The organism is Enterobacter sp. D2, assembly GCF_034427575.1.
In the GTDB taxonomy this organism is placed as follows: Bacteria; Pseudomonadota; Gammaproteobacteria; order Enterobacterales; family Enterobacteriaceae; genus Enterobacter; species Enterobacter cloacae_M.
On the sequence record NZ_JAXQPP010000001.1, the window covers coordinates 1,943,349 to 1,958,457 of the forward strand.

15 protein-coding genes are annotated in these 15,109 nt (G+C 50.1%); 9 read left to right on the plus strand and 6 right to left on the minus strand.

The genetic code is table 11. The features are described from left to right. Positions 1-37: 37 nt before the first annotated feature. Positions 38-121, minus strand: coding sequence for a stress response protein AzuC (gene azuC / locus SPG90_RS09335; protein ID WP_014884364.1), 84 nt, complete (start codon positions 119-121; stop codon positions 38-40). A 234-nt stretch (positions 122-355) separates the two neighbouring features. Here azuC and yecR point away from each other — a divergent pair, with 234 nt between their 5' ends. Next, positions 356-694 (plus strand): YecR family lipoprotein, encoded by a 339-nt coding sequence (gene yecR / locus SPG90_RS09340; protein ID WP_023312272.1) that lies wholly within the window; start codon positions 356-358, stop codon positions 692-694. Positions 695-898: 204 nt separating this feature from the next. After that, the gene (gene ftnA, locus SPG90_RS09345) at positions 899-1,396 is read left to right on the plus strand and encodes a non-heme ferritin (protein WP_014884366.1); all 498 of its coding nucleotides are present in this window, start codon (positions 899-901) and stop codon (positions 1,394-1,396) included. Positions 1,397-1,432: 36 nt separating this feature from the next. Here ftnA and SPG90_RS09350 read toward each other — a convergent pair whose 3' ends face one another. Continuing rightward, the gene (locus SPG90_RS09350; protein ID WP_126303807.1) at positions 1,433-1,774 is read right to left on the minus strand and encodes a hypothetical protein; all 342 of its coding nucleotides are present in this window, start codon (positions 1,772-1,774) and stop codon (positions 1,433-1,435) included. Positions 1,775-2,003: 229 nt separating this feature from the next. Here SPG90_RS09350 and tyrP point away from each other — a divergent pair, with 229 nt between their 5' ends. Next, on the plus strand, positions 2,004-3,215 hold the full coding sequence (tyrP, locus tag SPG90_RS09355) for a tyrosine transporter TyrP (protein WP_126303809.1): 1,212 nt from the start codon (positions 2,004-2,006) through the stop codon (positions 3,213-3,215). Positions 3,216-3,249: 34 nt separating this feature from the next. On the opposite strand, the gene SPG90_RS09360 is transcribed toward tyrP, so the two are convergent. Next, the gene (locus SPG90_RS09360; RefSeq protein ID WP_047173104.1) at positions 3,250-3,918 is read right to left on the minus strand and encodes a YecA family protein; all 669 of its coding nucleotides are present in this window, start codon (positions 3,916-3,918) and stop codon (positions 3,250-3,252) included. 422 nt (positions 3,919-4,340) lie between these two features. On the opposite strand from SPG90_RS09360, the gene SPG90_RS09365 reads away from it, so the two are divergent. The 5 genes from SPG90_RS09365 (at position 4,341) to SPG90_RS09385 (ending at position 9,347) form a co-directional block, all read left to right on the plus strand. Further along, positions 4,341-5,462, plus strand: coding sequence for a branched-chain amino acid ABC transporter substrate-binding protein (locus SPG90_RS09365; protein ID WP_059445062.1), 1,122 nt, complete (start codon positions 4,341-4,343; stop codon positions 5,460-5,462). A 99-nt stretch (positions 5,463-5,561) separates the two neighbouring features. Then, complete coding sequence (locus tag SPG90_RS09370) at positions 5,562-6,476, plus strand: ABC transporter permease subunit (RefSeq protein ID WP_023312278.1); 915 nt, start codon at positions 5,562-5,564, stop codon at positions 6,474-6,476. Between the two features lie 11 nt (positions 6,477-6,487). After that, positions 6,488-7,762 carry a high-affinity branched-chain amino acid ABC transporter permease LivM gene (livM, locus tag SPG90_RS09375; protein ID WP_322408159.1) on the plus strand — a complete coding sequence of 425 codons (1,275 nt, stop codon included), beginning with the start codon at positions 6,488-6,490 and terminating at the stop codon, positions 7,760-7,762. Continuing rightward, complete coding sequence (locus SPG90_RS09380) at positions 7,759-8,634, plus strand: ATP-binding cassette domain-containing protein (RefSeq protein WP_045356847.1); 876 nt, start codon at positions 7,759-7,761, stop codon at positions 8,632-8,634. Before livM ends, SPG90_RS09380 begins: the two co-directional genes overlap by 4 nt. Next, the gene (locus SPG90_RS09385) at positions 8,631-9,347 is read left to right on the plus strand and encodes an ABC transporter ATP-binding protein (RefSeq protein WP_126303811.1); all 717 of its coding nucleotides are present in this window, start codon (positions 8,631-8,633) and stop codon (positions 9,345-9,347) included. The genes SPG90_RS09380 and SPG90_RS09385 overlap by 4 nt, the downstream gene beginning before the upstream one ends. A 278-nt stretch (positions 9,348-9,625) precedes the next feature. Here SPG90_RS09385 and SPG90_RS09390 read toward each other — a convergent pair whose 3' ends face one another. Then, the gene (locus SPG90_RS09390) at positions 9,626-10,297 is read right to left on the minus strand and encodes a DUF2076 domain-containing protein (protein ID WP_322408090.1); all 672 of its coding nucleotides are present in this window, start codon (positions 10,295-10,297) and stop codon (positions 9,626-9,628) included. A gap of 680 nt (positions 10,298-10,977) precedes the next feature. Between SPG90_RS09390 and SPG90_RS09395 the strand changes: the two genes are divergently transcribed. Continuing rightward, positions 10,978-11,619 (plus strand): hypothetical protein, encoded by a 642-nt coding sequence (locus SPG90_RS09395; RefSeq protein WP_241238609.1) that lies wholly within the window; start codon positions 10,978-10,980, stop codon positions 11,617-11,619. A 1,004-nt stretch (positions 11,620-12,623) separates the two neighbouring features. On the opposite strand, the gene SPG90_RS09400 is transcribed toward SPG90_RS09395, so the two are convergent. Then, complete coding sequence (locus SPG90_RS09400) at positions 12,624-14,495, minus strand: DUF262 domain-containing HNH endonuclease family protein (RefSeq protein WP_322408091.1); 1,872 nt, start codon at positions 14,493-14,495, stop codon at positions 12,624-12,626. Between the two features lie 57 nt (positions 14,496-14,552). Further along, positions 14,553-15,062 (minus strand): hypothetical protein, encoded by a 510-nt coding sequence (locus SPG90_RS09405; protein ID WP_322408092.1) that lies wholly within the window; start codon positions 15,060-15,062, stop codon positions 14,553-14,555. Positions 15,063-15,109 lie beyond the last annotated feature (47 nt).

Sequence of the window (15,109 nt, forward strand, 5' to 3'; positions counted from 1 at the left end):
GCAGGTACAAAAAAACCCGCCGAAGCAGGTTTTTTTATCAGAACATGGCGCCTGGCGGCACGTCTTTGAACGTGCGGCAGTAATTGGCCCACATGCTTTTCAGGATTTTGCGCAGTTTCACGATGATGCTCCATTAACTTGTTATACAACTTTATTGTCAACGTGCTTATAATATGACCACCATCACAAAAATCAATCATTTTGTGATGCTAATCACATCCTTATCAGGATTTGGCCTGATAGCGCTCCCCTCTCACCCGTTGCGAAGAGTGAGGGCAGATTGTCCGGCTATTCCAGGCATTGCAGCGGGCATCTGCGGGTACGATAAGGTATTTCCATCCACTCAGAGCAAACCATGAAAAGAGTCATTGTAGCCGGCACAATCCTGCTGCTCGCGGGGTGTAGTATCAACCGCCAGGCTGAAGTCAGCAGCCGCGACGCGCCGAACGGCATCGTCCGTCTCGACTACGGCCAGGCAGCGCTGCAAAATGCGTATTCCGATGAGTATGTGAATAACGGCACGGCAGCAAAAGCGTGTCAGAGCATGGGGTATGCCACTGCCTCAGCCTATGGTCAGCCCATTAAAACCTGCACCCTGACGAGCGGCTCTTTGTGCCTGAACGAGAGCGTGACTATCCAGTATAAATGTATGGGTTACGCCGTTAACCCTAAGACAAATAATCCCTGGTATTAATCAACGCTGCCAGCGTTTGCTGGCAGTTTATTTCATTACGAACAAAAACAATTCTCATTAATAAATTATAAAAATCGCCAATGCGTTTTATTCCCATTCGTATTTTAAATAAATAAAATAAAAAATTTACGTTTTGCAAATAATTAAATAACAAATTATAGTGTCGCTCATTGTGAACCAGAAATAATAATCCGGAGCGTCACCATGCTGAAAACTGAAATGATCGACAAGCTCAACGCACAAATGAACCTTGAGCTTTTTTCATCCCTGCTCTACCAGCAGATGAGCGCCTGGTGCAGCTATCACAGCTTCGAAGGTGCGGCCGCGTTTTTGCGTCGTCACGCTCAGGAAGAGATGACCCACATGCAGCGTCTGTTTGATTATCTTACGGATACGGGCAGCCTGCCGCGCATTGAAACCGTGGCTTCACCTTTTGCTGAGTATAATTCTCTCGATGAACTGTTCCGCGCCACCTACGAGCACGAGCAGCTGATCACGCAGAAAATTAACGAACTGGTCCATGCCGCGATGACCAGCCAGGATTATCCAACCTTTAATTTCCTGCAGTGGTATGTCGCTGAACAACACGAAGAAGAGAAGCTGTTTAAATCCGTACTGGATAAATTGTCTCTGGTGGGGAAATCCGGCGAAGGTCTTTACTTTATTGATAAAGAACTTTCCACCCTCGATACGCAGAATTAATTTCAGCGCGGTGCCGAAAACCGGCACCGCGTTAATTTACATACACCCCGCACAGCTGGTGCAGCGCCAGTCATGAGGATTCACCGCCTGGTAAAAATAGCGGTAGCTGGACGTCTCCAGCGGAATACCCACCTCGAAGAACATATCCGTTAACCAGTCGACATTCTCAACTATCCACTCATCTTCATGTAAGCCTTGTGCAAAGGTTTCATCTTCAGGATCGATAACCGAATAGATTGCCCAGGTGCCCATATCCTTTTCGCGGCGGGACTCGGGAAGTATCAGGGGTTGGTTCTGCCAGCTGATTATCCAGTGCCCATGGCACAACAGGTTACCTCCCCGACTCCATGCCGCGGTAAAGGGATTCTCTCCAGCCATAAAACCCTCACTTAATTTGATAATTTATATTTATTGTTTACGTTACGCCGGAATATCGCCCAGCAATATTGCCCTTATGAAGTAGGCATCCACCTAAAAAGGATCAGAGCACCAATAATCCGTAAATTATTCATTACACTACTTGTAACGGTGATTTGACGAATTACGGCTTTTCCCTTACTCTGCGCCGCAGATTTTGTCGCGGTTAAGCATCGTTGTAGAGGAAAGCGTGAAAAACAGAACCCTGGGAAGTATTTTTATCGTCGCCGGAACGACAATTGGCGCAGGAATGCTGGCCATGCCCCTGGCGGCCGCGGGCGTGGGATTTGGCATGACCCTGCTGCTGCTGGGTACGCTCTGGGCGCTGATGTGCTACACCGCCCTGCTGCTGCTTGAGGTTTACCAGCACGTCCCCGCCGACACCGGTCTGGGTTCGCTTGCGTCGCGCTATCTGGGACGCTACGGCCAGTGGATAACCGGCTTTAGCATGATGTTCCTGATGTACGCCCTGACCGCCGCCTATATCAGCGGCGCCGGGGAACTCATCGCCTCCAGCGTCAACGACTGGTTTGGCTCTGACATTACCCCGGCGACGGGGGCTATCTTCTTTGCGCTCATCGGCGGCGGCGTGGTCTGCGTGGGTACATCGCTGGTCGATCTGTTTAACCGCTTTCTGTTCAGCGCCAAAATTCTCTTCCTGATTATCATGCTGGTGCTGCTGGCCCCGCACGTGCACAAGGTCAACCTGCTGACGCTGCCGCTGGAAAAAGGGCTGGCGCTTTCCGCGATCCCGGTCATTTTCACCTCGTTTGGCTTCCACGGCAGCGTGCCGAGCATCGTCAGCTATATGAACGGCGATATCCGCAAGCTGCGCCGCGTCTTTGTTATCGGCAGCGCGATCCCGCTGATCGCCTATATTTTCTGGCAGCTGGTGACGCTGGGCAGCATTGACTCTTCGACCTTTATTGGGCTGATGGCGCAACACGCTGGCCTGAACGGTTTTCTGCTGGCACTGCGCGAGGTTGTTACCTCCCCGCACGTGGAGCTGGCGGTACACCTGTTTGCCGACCTGGCGCTGGCAACCTCGTTCCTGGGCGTGGCGCTCGGCCTGTTTGATTACCTCGCCGACCTGTTCCAGCGTCGCAATACCGTAGCCGGACGGTTACAGACGGGGGCGATCACCTTCCTGCCGCCGCTGGGTTTTGCGCTGTTTTACCCGCGCGGGTTTGTGATGGCGCTGGGGTATGCGGGGGTGGCGCTCTCTATCCTGGCCCTGCTGCTCCCTTCCCTGCTGGCATGGAAGAGCCGCCAGCAGCATCCGCAGCAGGGTTACCGCGTGGCGGGGGGAAAACCGCTGCTGTGCGTTGTGTTTGGCTGTGGGGTGGTGATTATTCTGGTGCAGGTATTGATTGCAGCCGGGATGCTGCCGGAAGTGGGTTAAATAAAAAAGGGGCTATCATCAGCCCCTTTTTTTATCAGTGCAAACAGCAGCTCTTAAACTTCTTCCCGCTGCCGCAAGGACACGGATCGTTACGTCCGACCTTCGTGCCGTTCACCGTCGGCTTCTTCACTTCCGGCTGCTGCGGATTGTTTACCCAGTATTGATATAAACGCAGTGCCGCAGGCTGGATACGCTCGATGCTGGCAATATATTCCTCTTCGGACAGTTCATCCAGCTTTTCGCTGTTCTCTTCCGTCCCGTGCAGCGCAACCACGTCAAGATCGGCCTTCAGGGCTTCCGGCAAGGCTGACCAGTCCGTCAGCGCCACGCCGCGCATGTAGCCATAACACCACTCTTCCACCACGGTATAGCTCTCACCGTCCACGTCGTTATAGCCGAACATAGGTTCAAACTGATCCGGGTACTCGCTCAGGCGCTCGGCAATATCGTTCATGTGCTTAAAGCAGAGATCGATAAAACGGTTCATTTCCCGATCGTTTTTCCAGCGCGGGATATATTTCTCGCCGCCCCACACCGCCACCAGCCAGGCATCTGGCTCAACGACAACAGGACCGGAAAGCACCGCGGTTAGCATGCCGTCCAGTTCGGACACGTCAATCACGGACGCATCATCATGACCGTAAGACATTAACGTCTCTTCAAGCCACGCCATTTCGCTTTCATTCAATGGGCCTTCAGTCATCGCTGACACTCCTGCAAAAGGAAACGATCCTAACACATATCTCACGCCTCTCCGGGCTGAAGTTTAGGTCTTTATTGCTGCAAAAACGTGCAAATCGTGACCTTTGCACAACTTATGGGCTTTATTGTTAACGATATGTGATCTCCGCTGTAATTTCTTCTCCTCCCGCAAGGCGGCATAACGCGGCGCTCTATACTCAGACATGTCACAAGCCCGTCAAAGGGTTAACCATTCTGGCAACGTTTTTGCTTAATGTTCTTCGCGCGACGCTGCGCAGGGATACCTCGCCGTACATGCAGGATGCCGTCTGTATCTTGTTCGTTTAGTGCATTTTGTTCTTGCTCGTGTTTCGGATTGGCTGCGCCGTCGGGCGTTCGGGTTTACGCCGTGGTGCAAAAACCTCTTTGCTAAGGAACATAATAATGTCGCTGAAATTTATCAGAACTCCTCTTTCTCTTGTGTTGGCCGGTTGCCTGGTGACGGCGTTTTCCGCCCGGGCAGATATTGTGATTGGCGTGGCCGGGCCGTTCACGGGTCCTAATGCCACCTATGGCGATCAGTACTGGCACGGCGCAACGCAGGCCGCTGAAGACATTAATGCCGCAGGCGGCATTAACGGCGAGAAAATCAAACTGGTTCAGGGGGATGATGCCTGCGAGCCCAAGCAAGCCGTGGCCGTGGCCAACCGTTTAGTTGACCAGGATAAGGTCAACGCCGTGGTCGGCCATTTCTGCTCCTCTTCCACAATGCCCGCCTCCGAGGTGTATAGCGACGCGGGCATTATTTCGATTACCCCCGGCTCAACTAACCCGCTGATCACCGAACGCGGCATGAGCGATATGTTCCGCATGTGCGGACGCGACGATCAGCAGGGTCAGGTGGCCAGCGACTTCATCATCGACAAGCTAAAAGCCAAACGCGTGGTCATCATTCATGATAAAGACACCTATGGTCAGGGCCTGGCTGACGCCACCAAAGCGGCGCTGGCGAAGCGCGGGGTTCAGGACGTGATGTATGAAGGGTTATCCCGCGGTGAAAAAGACTTTAACGCGCTGGTGACCAAGATCGGCGCGCAAAAACCGGACGTCGTATTCTTCGGTGGCTGTCACCCGGAAGCCGGTCCGCTGGTTCGCCAGATGCGTGAACAGGGCGTGCAGGCGAAATTCTTCTCCGGCGACTGTATTGTCAACGAAGAGATGGTGACCGCCGCGGGCGGCCCGCAGTACACCAACGGCATTTACATGACCTTCGGTAAAGATCCGCGCCTTATTCCGGACGGTAAAGCGGTTATCGAGAAATTCCGCGCTGGTAAATTCGAGCCGGAAGGTTACACCCTTTACTCCTATGCCTCCGTACAGGCGATTGCCGCAGCCTTCAAGGCCACCGGCGGCAAGGACTCTGCCAAAGCCAGCGAGTGGCTGAAAGCCAATTCCGTCGACACGGTGATGGGCAAAAAAGCCTGGGACAGCAAAGGCGATCTGAAAGTGTCTGACTACGTGGTTTACCAGTGGGACGACAAAGGAAAATATAAGGAAGTGCAGTAACGGGACGGAGTCACGCTCAACGTCGGCGGGCCTGCCCGTCGGCGCGTAATAAACATCCGGCTGCGCGCATCGCGCAGCCTATAAAACGAGCGCGCTAAGATGAGTACATTCTTCCTGCAACAGTTAATCAATGGCTTAACGCTGGGCTCCGTCTACGGTTTAATCGCCATCGGCTACACCATGGTGTACGGCATTATCGGGATGATCAATTTCGCCCACGGCGAAGTGTATATGATTTCCGCCTATCTCTGCGCCATCGGCCTGGCGCTGCTGTCGTTCTTCGGTCTGCAGTCGTTCCCGCTACTGATCCTTGGGACGCTGGTGTTCACCATCGTGGTCACCGGAGTGTACGGCTGGACCATCGAACGTATCGCCTACAAGCCGCTGCGCAACTCCACGCGCCTGGCGCCGCTGATCTCCGCCATCGGGATGTCGCTTATCCTGCAAAACTACGCGCAGCTTAGCCAGGGCCCGCGCCAGCAAGGGGTACCGACCATGCTGGATGGCGTTATTCGCCTGCATCTGGGCGACGGGTTCGTGCAGATAACCTACACCAAAGTGTTTATTCTGGTTGCCTCGTTTGCCGGCATGCTGGTGCTCACCTGGATTATCAACCATACCCGGCTGGGCCGGATGTGCCGCGCGGTACAGCAGGATCGTAAGATGGCCTCCATTCTGGGCATTAACACCGACCGGATTATTTCGCTGGTCTTTGTGATCGGCGCGGCGATGGCCGGTCTGGCGGGGGTGTTGATTACCATGAATTACGGCACCTTTGATTTCTACGTCGGGTTCGTGATCGGCATTAAAGCCTTTACTGCAGCGGTACTCGGCGGCATCGGCTCCCTCCCCGGCGCCATGCTCGGCGGCCTTATCCTGGGCGTGGCGGAAGCCCAGTTCTCGGGCATGGTGAATTCGGACTATAAAGACGTCTTCTCGTTCGGCCTGCTGGTCATGATCCTGATTTTCCGTCCTCAGGGGCTGCTTGGGCGCCCGATAGTGGCCAAAGTGTGAGGGAGAGAATGATGACATCACACGGTTTTTCACTTAAACGTTGCATCCAGGACGCGATTTTTTCCGGGCTGATTGCACTGATTATTTTCGGCCCCATTGCGGGCGTGGTGCTGGACGGATACAGCTTTAACTTCGCCGGGCAGCGACTGGCCTGGATGGTTGGCATCGTCATGCTCGGGCGTTTTCTGTTGAGCGCTTTTTTAGGTACCGCCGCGGGCGCCCGTTTTCAGGCGCGCTTCGAAGTCGATAGCGCGGGCGTATATGTCCGGCCGCCGGAATATAAAAGCCGCATGCGCTGGATTATTCCTCTGGTGATCGCCCTTGCGATTTGCTTTCCATTTGTCGCCACTAAATATGTGCTGACCGTCGCCATTCTCGGACTGATCTACGTGCTTCTCGGCCTGGGGCTGAATATCGTCGTGGGTCTGGCCGGCCTGCTGGATCTGGGATATGTCGCTTTCTACGCAATTGGGGCGTACGGTCTGGCGCTGGGATACCAGTATCTCGGCTTAGGGTTCTGGAGCATGCTGCCGCTGGCGGCCATCATGGCCGCCGCCGCAGGCGCCCTGCTCGGTTTCCCGGTACTGCGCATGCACGGTGACTATCTGGCCATCGTCACCCTCGGGTTCGGGGAGATCATTCGCCTGATACTGAACAACTGGCTGACCTTCACCGGCGGCCCAAACGGCGTCTCGGCCCCTCCCCCCACCTTTTTCGGCCTGGAATTTGGACGACGCGCGAAAGAAGGCGGCGTGCCCTTCCACGAATTTTTCCACCTGACCTACAACCCGAACATGAAGTTTATTTTTATCTACGCGGTGCTGTTCCTGGTGGTGATGCTGGTGCTCTATATCAAGCACCGCCTGACGCAGATGCCGATTGGTCGGGCGTGGGAAGCGCTGCGTGAAGACGAAATTGCCTGCCGCTCGATGGGGCTGAATCATGTTCTGGTTAAGCTCTCCGCCTTTACGCTGGGCGCGTCGACCGCGGGCATTGCCGGGGTGTTCTTCGCCACCTATCAGGGGTTCGTGAATCCCACCTCCTTTACCTTCTTTGAATCGGCGCTGATCCTCGCCATTGTGGTGCTGGGCGGGATGGGCTCGACGCTTGGCGTGGTGCTGGCCGCCTTTGTGCTCACGGTCACGCCGGAACTGCTGCGCAGTTTTGCCGAGTACCGCGTCCTGCTGTTTGGCATGCTCATGGTGGTGATGATGATCTGGCGTCCGCGCGGTTTGATCCGCATTAACCGCAGCGGGTTTGCCGTGCGTAAGGGCGTCGCGCCATGAACGGAACGATATTGCGCGTTGAACATCTGATGATGCACTTCGGCGGGATTAAGGCGTTAAACGACGTCAACCTGGACGTGCAGCGTGGCTCAATTACCGCCCTGATTGGGCCAAACGGGGCGGGAAAAACTACCGTGTTTAACTGCCTGACGGGCTTCTACAGGGCCTCCGGCGGCAACATTTTATTTAATACCCGCCATAAAACGACCAACGTTATTCAGGTGCTCGGACAAAAATTCCAGCCGGGAGACTGGATTAACCCCGCGCAGTTCGGGCAGCGTCTTTTCTACAAAATGTTCGGCGGAACGCATCTGGTCAACCGCGCAGGGCTGGCGCGCACGTTTCAAAATATCCGTCTTTTTCGCGAGATGTCTGTCGTAGAAAACCTGCTGGTTGCGCAGCATATGCGCGTTAACCGCAATCTGCTTGCCGGGATCTTAAATACGCCGGCATACCGGCGGGCGGAAAGCGACGCCCTGGACAGGGCCTTCTACTGGCTGGAAGTGGTGGATCTGGTGGAGTGCGCCAATCGCCTGGCGGGAGAGATGTCGTACGGCCAGCAACGGCGTCTGGAAATTGCGCGAGCAATGTGCACCGGGCCGGAAATGATCTGTCTGGATGAACCCGCCGCCGGGCTTAACCCGGTTGAAACGCATAAGCTCAGCAGCATTATTCGCTTTCTGCGGGATCATCATGACATCACGGTACTACTGATTGAGCATGATATGGGGATGGTGATGGAGATTTCGGACGACATTATCGTGCTCGACCACGGGGATGTTATTGCCAGGGGAAAACCCGAGCAGATCCAGCATGATGAAAAGGTTATTGCCGCCTACCTGGGTACGGATGAAAGCGAGGTCACCCTATGAGCGAACCGCTGCTGGCATTTCGCGAGGTGGACGTGTTCTACGGCGTCATTCAGGCGCTGAAGCAGGTTTCCCTCGAGGTCAATAAGGGTGAAACCGTGGCGCTGATTGGCGCAAACGGCGCGGGTAAATCGACATTGCTGATGTCCATCTTTGGCCAGCCCCGTATTCGCAGCGGACAGATCCTTTTCGGCGGCGAAGATATCAGCCATAAATCCACCCACTACGTCGCGTCCGGAGGCATTGCGCAGGCGCCGGAAGGCAGACGAATCTTCCCGGATATGACCGTTGAAGAGAATCTGCTGATGGGGACCATCCCCCTCGGCAGCCAGTTTGCCGCTGAGGATATGCAAACCATGTTCGACCTCTTCCCGCGCCTCAAGGAGCGGCGCAAGCAGCGCGCGATGACCATGTCCGGCGGGGAACAGCAGATGCTGGCGATCGCCCGGGCGCTGATGAGCCGTCCGAAGCTGCTGCTGCTGGATGAGCCCAGCCTGGGCTTAGCCCCGATTGTGGTGAAACAGATCTTCCAGACGCTGCGCGAGCTGGCCCGCAACGGTATGACTATTTTTCTGGTGGAGCAGAATGCGCACCATGCGTTGAAGCTGTCTGACCGGGGGTATGTGATGGTTAACGGACAGATCCGGCTGAGCGGCAGCGGTGAAGAGCTGCTGGGGAATCAGGAGGTGAGGAAGGCGTATTTAGGTGGGGTGTGATTTGATATCTGCCAAATGGGCTGATTCCGTGATGGATCATTTCGGCACATATGGGATAGAAGAACTGGAGTATACGTTAGTCGATATCGCCTCTTTGTTTGGATTGCTTCCGGCAATTCTTACAGGTTTCTTAGTAAGAAACGTAGTAAAAAGAATGTGATTTATGAGCCTTCAGGCTTAGCCGCGAAGGCTTTTTTGACCCGGAAACGCAAAACCCCGAAAGTTGGATACCTAACTTTCGGGGCTCACTTCATTTCGGTGGTTACACGATAACGTCGTTAAATAAAACTATCGTCGTCATTGCTGTAGTCGTCATCTACATCGTCATTCTGCCAGACGTCGTTATTACTGCCTAACGGATCGTTCTGGTTGAGGAAACGGGTGTCAGAGATGTTATTAACCTCGCCGTATTGATTACCGACAAACGGTTCGCCACCGACGGGCATTGTCGGTTCTTCGATGATGTTCACGATCTCTTCCGGCCGCGACTGATGGAACATGCTGGTAAGCATCTCGGCAAGCGCTATGCCACCGGCCACGCCAGCGGCTGTCTGGAGCGCGCCAGCCATAAAACCGCCGCCGCGAGTAGCTGGCGCCCGAGAGTAATCCTGCGCCGGTGGCTGTTGCGGCTGGGCATTCCAGCTGTTGTCAGGCTGCGGGTTATTTTTCCCGCCACCAAACAGGCCGCCGAGGAAACTGCCGCCCGTCAAGGGTTTACTTTTTTGCGCGGCTAATTCGCTTTCAAGCTCCTGAACCCGGGCCTGTAGGCGTTTCAGCGCCGCTTCCTGAATCAAAATCGACTGCGCCATATAGTAGGGGGCCGCAGGCTGCTGTCTGACAAATTCAGCGATCTGACGCTCTGCATCTGCATCCCGTTGGCTGTTTTGTTGTCCGGTCTGTTTTAGACGCTCGAAAAGGCCGTTGATAAGCTGCTGTTCTTCATATTGCATGACAATAACCTTCCGCTCTCCAGGGTGGATACCAACCAGTTTATCAGCGGCGGCAACCTGTGTCTGGCGAGTGAAATGTTTGTTTAAGATTGGTTGCAGGTTAGCTGAAAATCGCCCTGCTTTCTGGGCTTGTTATTAGAGAGTCAGGCTTAACCTTCTGGTATAACAGCAAATTCTCGGGCACAGCAGGATCGGGACGATGATGAGATACGATCACTTCGCCCTAAGCCAAAGGCACAAAAAAACCACCTTTCGGTGGTTTCACGACACTGCTTATTGCTTTGATTATTCTTTGTTTCCCATGGTACCCGGAGTGGGACCTGAACCCACACAGCGCGAACGCCGAGGGATTTTAAAAACTATAAGAGAGCCTTACGCATCATAAGCTTATGATACGTAAGACTCTTTTATATGGTAATCGCAGGTAATCACTGGTGATGGTTGCACTTCTGCTGCCACTATTTTCGGAGAGCTAAATCCAGTTTTTCTCACAATCCAGCGGAAGATCAAGCGTTTGAATGGCTGCTTCAAAATCCGCGTCTACATGGCGTCGACGCTTCGACAAAAGTGTAACTCTACAATTCACCATCAACTCGGTGGGGCTTTTGCATTTTCTTTTTCGTAGTATCCTCATTATCATTCTGTCTGTTTCACAAGCAAAACCATAAGGAAGGTTTGAATTGGACAGCGCGAAATCTCTGGCAAAAAGGATGCTGAAAAGTCTGGATGTTGGCGATTCCGGTTTCCTGGCTTCTGTAGCCCAAGGAATGCTCTCTTTCCCGGTCAGTATGTATTACCTCGGATATGACTTCATGGACACGACTCATCGTCATTCTAATTTTGATGATCGAGTGAGGATGGCTAACATGCTCAAACGAGGGATATCGGTTCATCAGGAAGCTCAAAAAATAGTTAATGCCGTAATCAGAGAGTTCATGTCAAAAGTTAACATGGACAGTATTAAGGGTATTGCACAAAATTTTACAGGCGTAATGGCTGGTAAATTCATATTCGCTGAGCTAACCGGAGTAAAGCTAGGTGCTGCCGTATCGACACGTATTATGACCTCGTTCGCCGCTGGCGTAGTCATCGGAAGTGCTCTGACGATTGGCGCAGAAACATCGAGAGCTATCTATACGGCCAGAAAGCTTGAAAACCAAAACCCTGCACTCTACTACCGACTTAAAAGTATGGGTGATTTGGATCTTCTGTATTTTCTTGTTGAAGATAAATTGAAACCTTTTCTTGACGCATGCAGCGTAGCAGATGTAAACAAGCATGAATTTAACGAAGTGTGTAAATACTTTTTTGGTGGATTATGAACACTCAGGACATTATCAAACTAATAGCATCCAGAATTCTGCGCGGGTTGGGGATGGGAATTGCTTCTGCGGGCCTATTGTCCTGTATTTATTTCTTTTCATTTTCAAAAGACGAATCCCGTTTTATCTGGGGCGCAGCGTCTGGTGCTCTCATTGTACTTGGTTACTTTATATACCGAATTGCGATACTCAAGGTATTTGACGAACGTTGAAGACCTCAATTGCTCTTACTCCAGCAAAAAGCCCACCGATTGGTGGGCCTGGCGTTAGAGGGTCAGGCTTGACTGCTTCCTGCCATAATTAGATCATGGAAAAGCATCTGATGGGATGAAATCAGCTGGTAACCTATAGCGTGGTACGCGTTTGGTTGGTGTTCGAGGGACAGTAATACCCTCTTTCTCTGGCGAAGCCGAATGGCGAAACAATGGCAATGGCGAAAAACAGATAATAAAAAACCACCTTTCGGTGGTTTATACGACACTGCTTATCATTGATTTTATTCTAGTTTTCCCATGGTACCCGGAGTGGGACTTGAACCCACACAGCGCGAACGCCGAGGGATTTTAAATTCTACGCAGGATCAATGTGTTACATAGCAACTCATTGCAACACTATGCGGAGATTGACTATCCATCTTTGCAGTAACATGCACAAAATGGATAGTTGTGGATAACGTTGAGCTCAGAAACAGCACAGATAGATAGAATCACCCAAATAGTTCGTTATATCTGTGACCCGTTCCTCGTTGTCTCTCCTAATTGCTGCCAGTTTACCTTTCCGCTCAGTAGGTCGATCAAGCCCCCTCACAACCAGACAGGCAGAAGAGAGACATTCATCTCAATGGCCTGCACGTCATGATTAAACTAATTGATAATATTAAAAAATTGATGAGCAACCGACTGATAGTTAGTTATATCTGAAACATTACTTACTGCATACAGGCTGAATATCCAGCCCCTGGTAAGCATAGCGCTCCAAGGGGGACTTTGCGATGAAGGATATTATTACAGCGTAAATTCGTTTCCAGGTTCAGTGCTCAGGTTATTTACTATATAAGCATCTATTCTCTGATCATTAAATCGCCAGCAGTCAATGGCAAGATCCATCAGCAGGCGTTGCCTTGCTGTGATGCTTTCCGCGGACCAGTCTTGATATTCATAACCATATTTCAGCTTAAAGCGATTTAATGCAGTGTTATCACCAATTGAGTACTGGGAGTGGAGTAATCGAGTCATGATGATTTCAGAGTTTAAATATTCTTTTTGTTTTTTCAAAAACCAGTCTTCACTCAAATCATTGCAGTTATTGACGGACTGGTTAATTGTACCCTCTAATAATGTTACATTACCAAGCTTGTAGAGATAACTTGTTCGATTTGCATCAGAGAACTCCCCATCTTCAGGGACGTTCCGTACCGTCTGAGGAAGAATATGCTCAATTTGCATCTGCTGAATAGCCTGCTGGCTCTTTTCCGGAAAACCGCAAAGATGGCGGATGTGATTCTCTAATCTACCCAATACATAACGTTGGCGATACTGAGGGGTAAAATTATAGTCATTAATAATTGAGAATCGTTCTTTAAATTCATCTAAACGCTCCACAACAAAAGGTATAAGTGTTGCTGAAACAACATTTGCAATCTCTGCTTTCGTTTTCACATCCCGAAGCTTTACAGCCCATTGAGTAAAGCGTTGCTCATACGTCTTCGATTGAATAGCCATTGTATTTGTAAAGAATAAAAAGCTCTCAAGTTGAGCACCTAAGAAATCCATTACATCATCAGAACAACTAATGTCCAATGCCATTAGTAAAACCAAATGCTGACGTGAGCGATATTTATTAATATATCCAATGTTACTTACATTTGGAAAACGGGAATTTTCGCGCCAGTAGGCTGCTTCATTTGTTGCATTGACCAGGTTAGCGTATCGTTCTGATAATTTTTCCAATTCTTTGACGAGAACCATAGGGTGTGTCTTATACTGCAACGACAGTTCCCCCTCAGCTGAAATGATCCATTTATATATATCATCTTCACGCAAAATCCCGTGATGATATCGTGCCATCAGAAAGTAACGTAAAAAACGAAGCGGGTTATCACTTTCGCCGCAAGATTCAAGGTTATTAGTGATGGATTTCCATGTTGTCTTTATTGCCGAAAACTGTTCTTCTTTTATCTGACTGAAAATCAAATTTTTAACAAGATCCATAGCATTAAGGCTGGCACCACGCTGATTGATCGTTTCGAAGATCTTTAATGCGCTACTTAAGTTCTCTGATTCAATGACAACCAGCTCAACTTTTGTTAAAAAAAAGCGAGCGAAGGAGATTAATCCATTCAAGCTATCTTGCAATTGGTATTTAAGATAATCACGAATGTGATCATACGCGTCAGCCATTTTTTTTACTGAAGCTGTTTCCGCAAAGGTATTGGTTTGCCCTTCAATTAACCGCGAAATAAACCCTCGACTTTCTTCATATTGAAGATCTAGTCTAATTAGATTTTCCTCACTATTAATATCATAACTAGAGAGCCATTCCTCAATAGTTTTCAGATATTCCAGCCCTTTTTTGTCAAGTGTATCCAATCTATCTTTTAATAGATCCCGTAAGGCACACATAGTGATGACAATAGTGGTCAACCGCTGCTGTCCGTCAATAACATCATGCTTTTCCCCATTCTTGACGATAATAACAGAACCGAGAAAATAACCATTTTGATCTTTCTGCTCTGGTTGGTATTCATCGTCTAAATCCATGATAAACTGTTCAACCTGATCATCAACCTTCCATACATACTCACGTTGATAATCGGGAACTAAAAAATAATAATCGCTTAATTTTGATATGTTTTTTACATCAGCTTCTATTTTCATTTTATATCCTTACATAGCTGGATGAATACCACAGATCATACTGATCCCAGATCCAATTCACAAACGAACAGGAGAGTAGACCCCTTCTACATTACAGCTATCTCCGTCATCAAAAATCAACTCTCCTGCACTATAACCATCCATGGACAAAATAGCCTTTTCATTGAGAGCCAGACTAAGGCACATTGATGTTTTTATCATATTATCTGTACCATAAACCTCATACCAGTTATCTTCTTTTTTAGAAACCTCTACCTCATACTTTCCTGAGCCAATATTAACCATGCTAAATACATTATCTACATCACATGAATCCTTGCTATCTGTAAAAATTATTTTTTTATCATAGCCATCAACCCTGAGATATGCGTCTTCAGAATAAGCATAAACATAACAATATTTAGTATTAACAAAAGCATCCTTCCCAGTAATTTGATATAAATTACTATCCTTTCTTGTGACATTTATTTCCCACGTATTGGCATGAACATAACCTGGAGTCAAAAACAGGGTTAATAAGAACAGTCCAATCTTGGCTTTAAAGTTTCTAACAATTTTGAAAAACATAAAACCCCTTCTTATATAGTTCTGTAATATTTTAATTTAGCTGGGCT

Coding starts and splice junctions, on each gene's coding strand:
- yecR (WP_023312272.1), top strand. CDS start 356: ATGAAAAGAGTCATTGTAGCCGGCACAATCCTGCTGCTCGCGGGGTGT.
- ftnA (WP_014884366.1), top strand. CDS start 899: ATGCTGAAAACTGAAATGATCGACAAGCTCAACGCACAAATGAACCTT.
- SPG90_RS09350 (WP_126303807.1), bottom strand. CDS start 1,774: ATGGCTGGAGAGAATCCCTTTACCGCGGCATGGAGTCGGGGAGGTAAC.
- SPG90_RS09360 (WP_047173104.1), bottom strand. CDS start 3,918: ATGACTGAAGGCCCATTGAATGAAAGCGAAATGGCGTGGCTTGAAGAG.
- SPG90_RS09365 (WP_059445062.1), top strand. CDS start 4,341: ATGTCGCTGAAATTTATCAGAACTCCTCTTTCTCTTGTGTTGGCCGGT.
- SPG90_RS09370 (WP_023312278.1), top strand. CDS start 5,562: ATGAGTACATTCTTCCTGCAACAGTTAATCAATGGCTTAACGCTGGGC.
- livM (WP_322408159.1), top strand. CDS start 6,488: ATGACATCACACGGTTTTTCACTTAAACGTTGCATCCAGGACGCGATT.
- SPG90_RS09380 (WP_045356847.1), top strand. CDS start 7,759: ATGAACGGAACGATATTGCGCGTTGAACATCTGATGATGCACTTCGGC.
- SPG90_RS09385 (WP_126303811.1), top strand. CDS start 8,631: ATGAGCGAACCGCTGCTGGCATTTCGCGAGGTGGACGTGTTCTACGGC.
- SPG90_RS09390 (WP_322408090.1), bottom strand. CDS start 10,297: ATGCAATATGAAGAACAGCAGCTTATCAACGGCCTTTTCGAGCGTCTA.
- SPG90_RS09400 (WP_322408091.1), bottom strand. CDS start 14,495: ATGAAAATAGAAGCTGATGTAAAAAACATATCAAAATTAAGCGATTAT.
- SPG90_RS09405 (WP_322408092.1), bottom strand. CDS start 15,062: ATGTTTTTCAAAATTGTTAGAAACTTTAAAGCCAAGATTGGACTGTTC.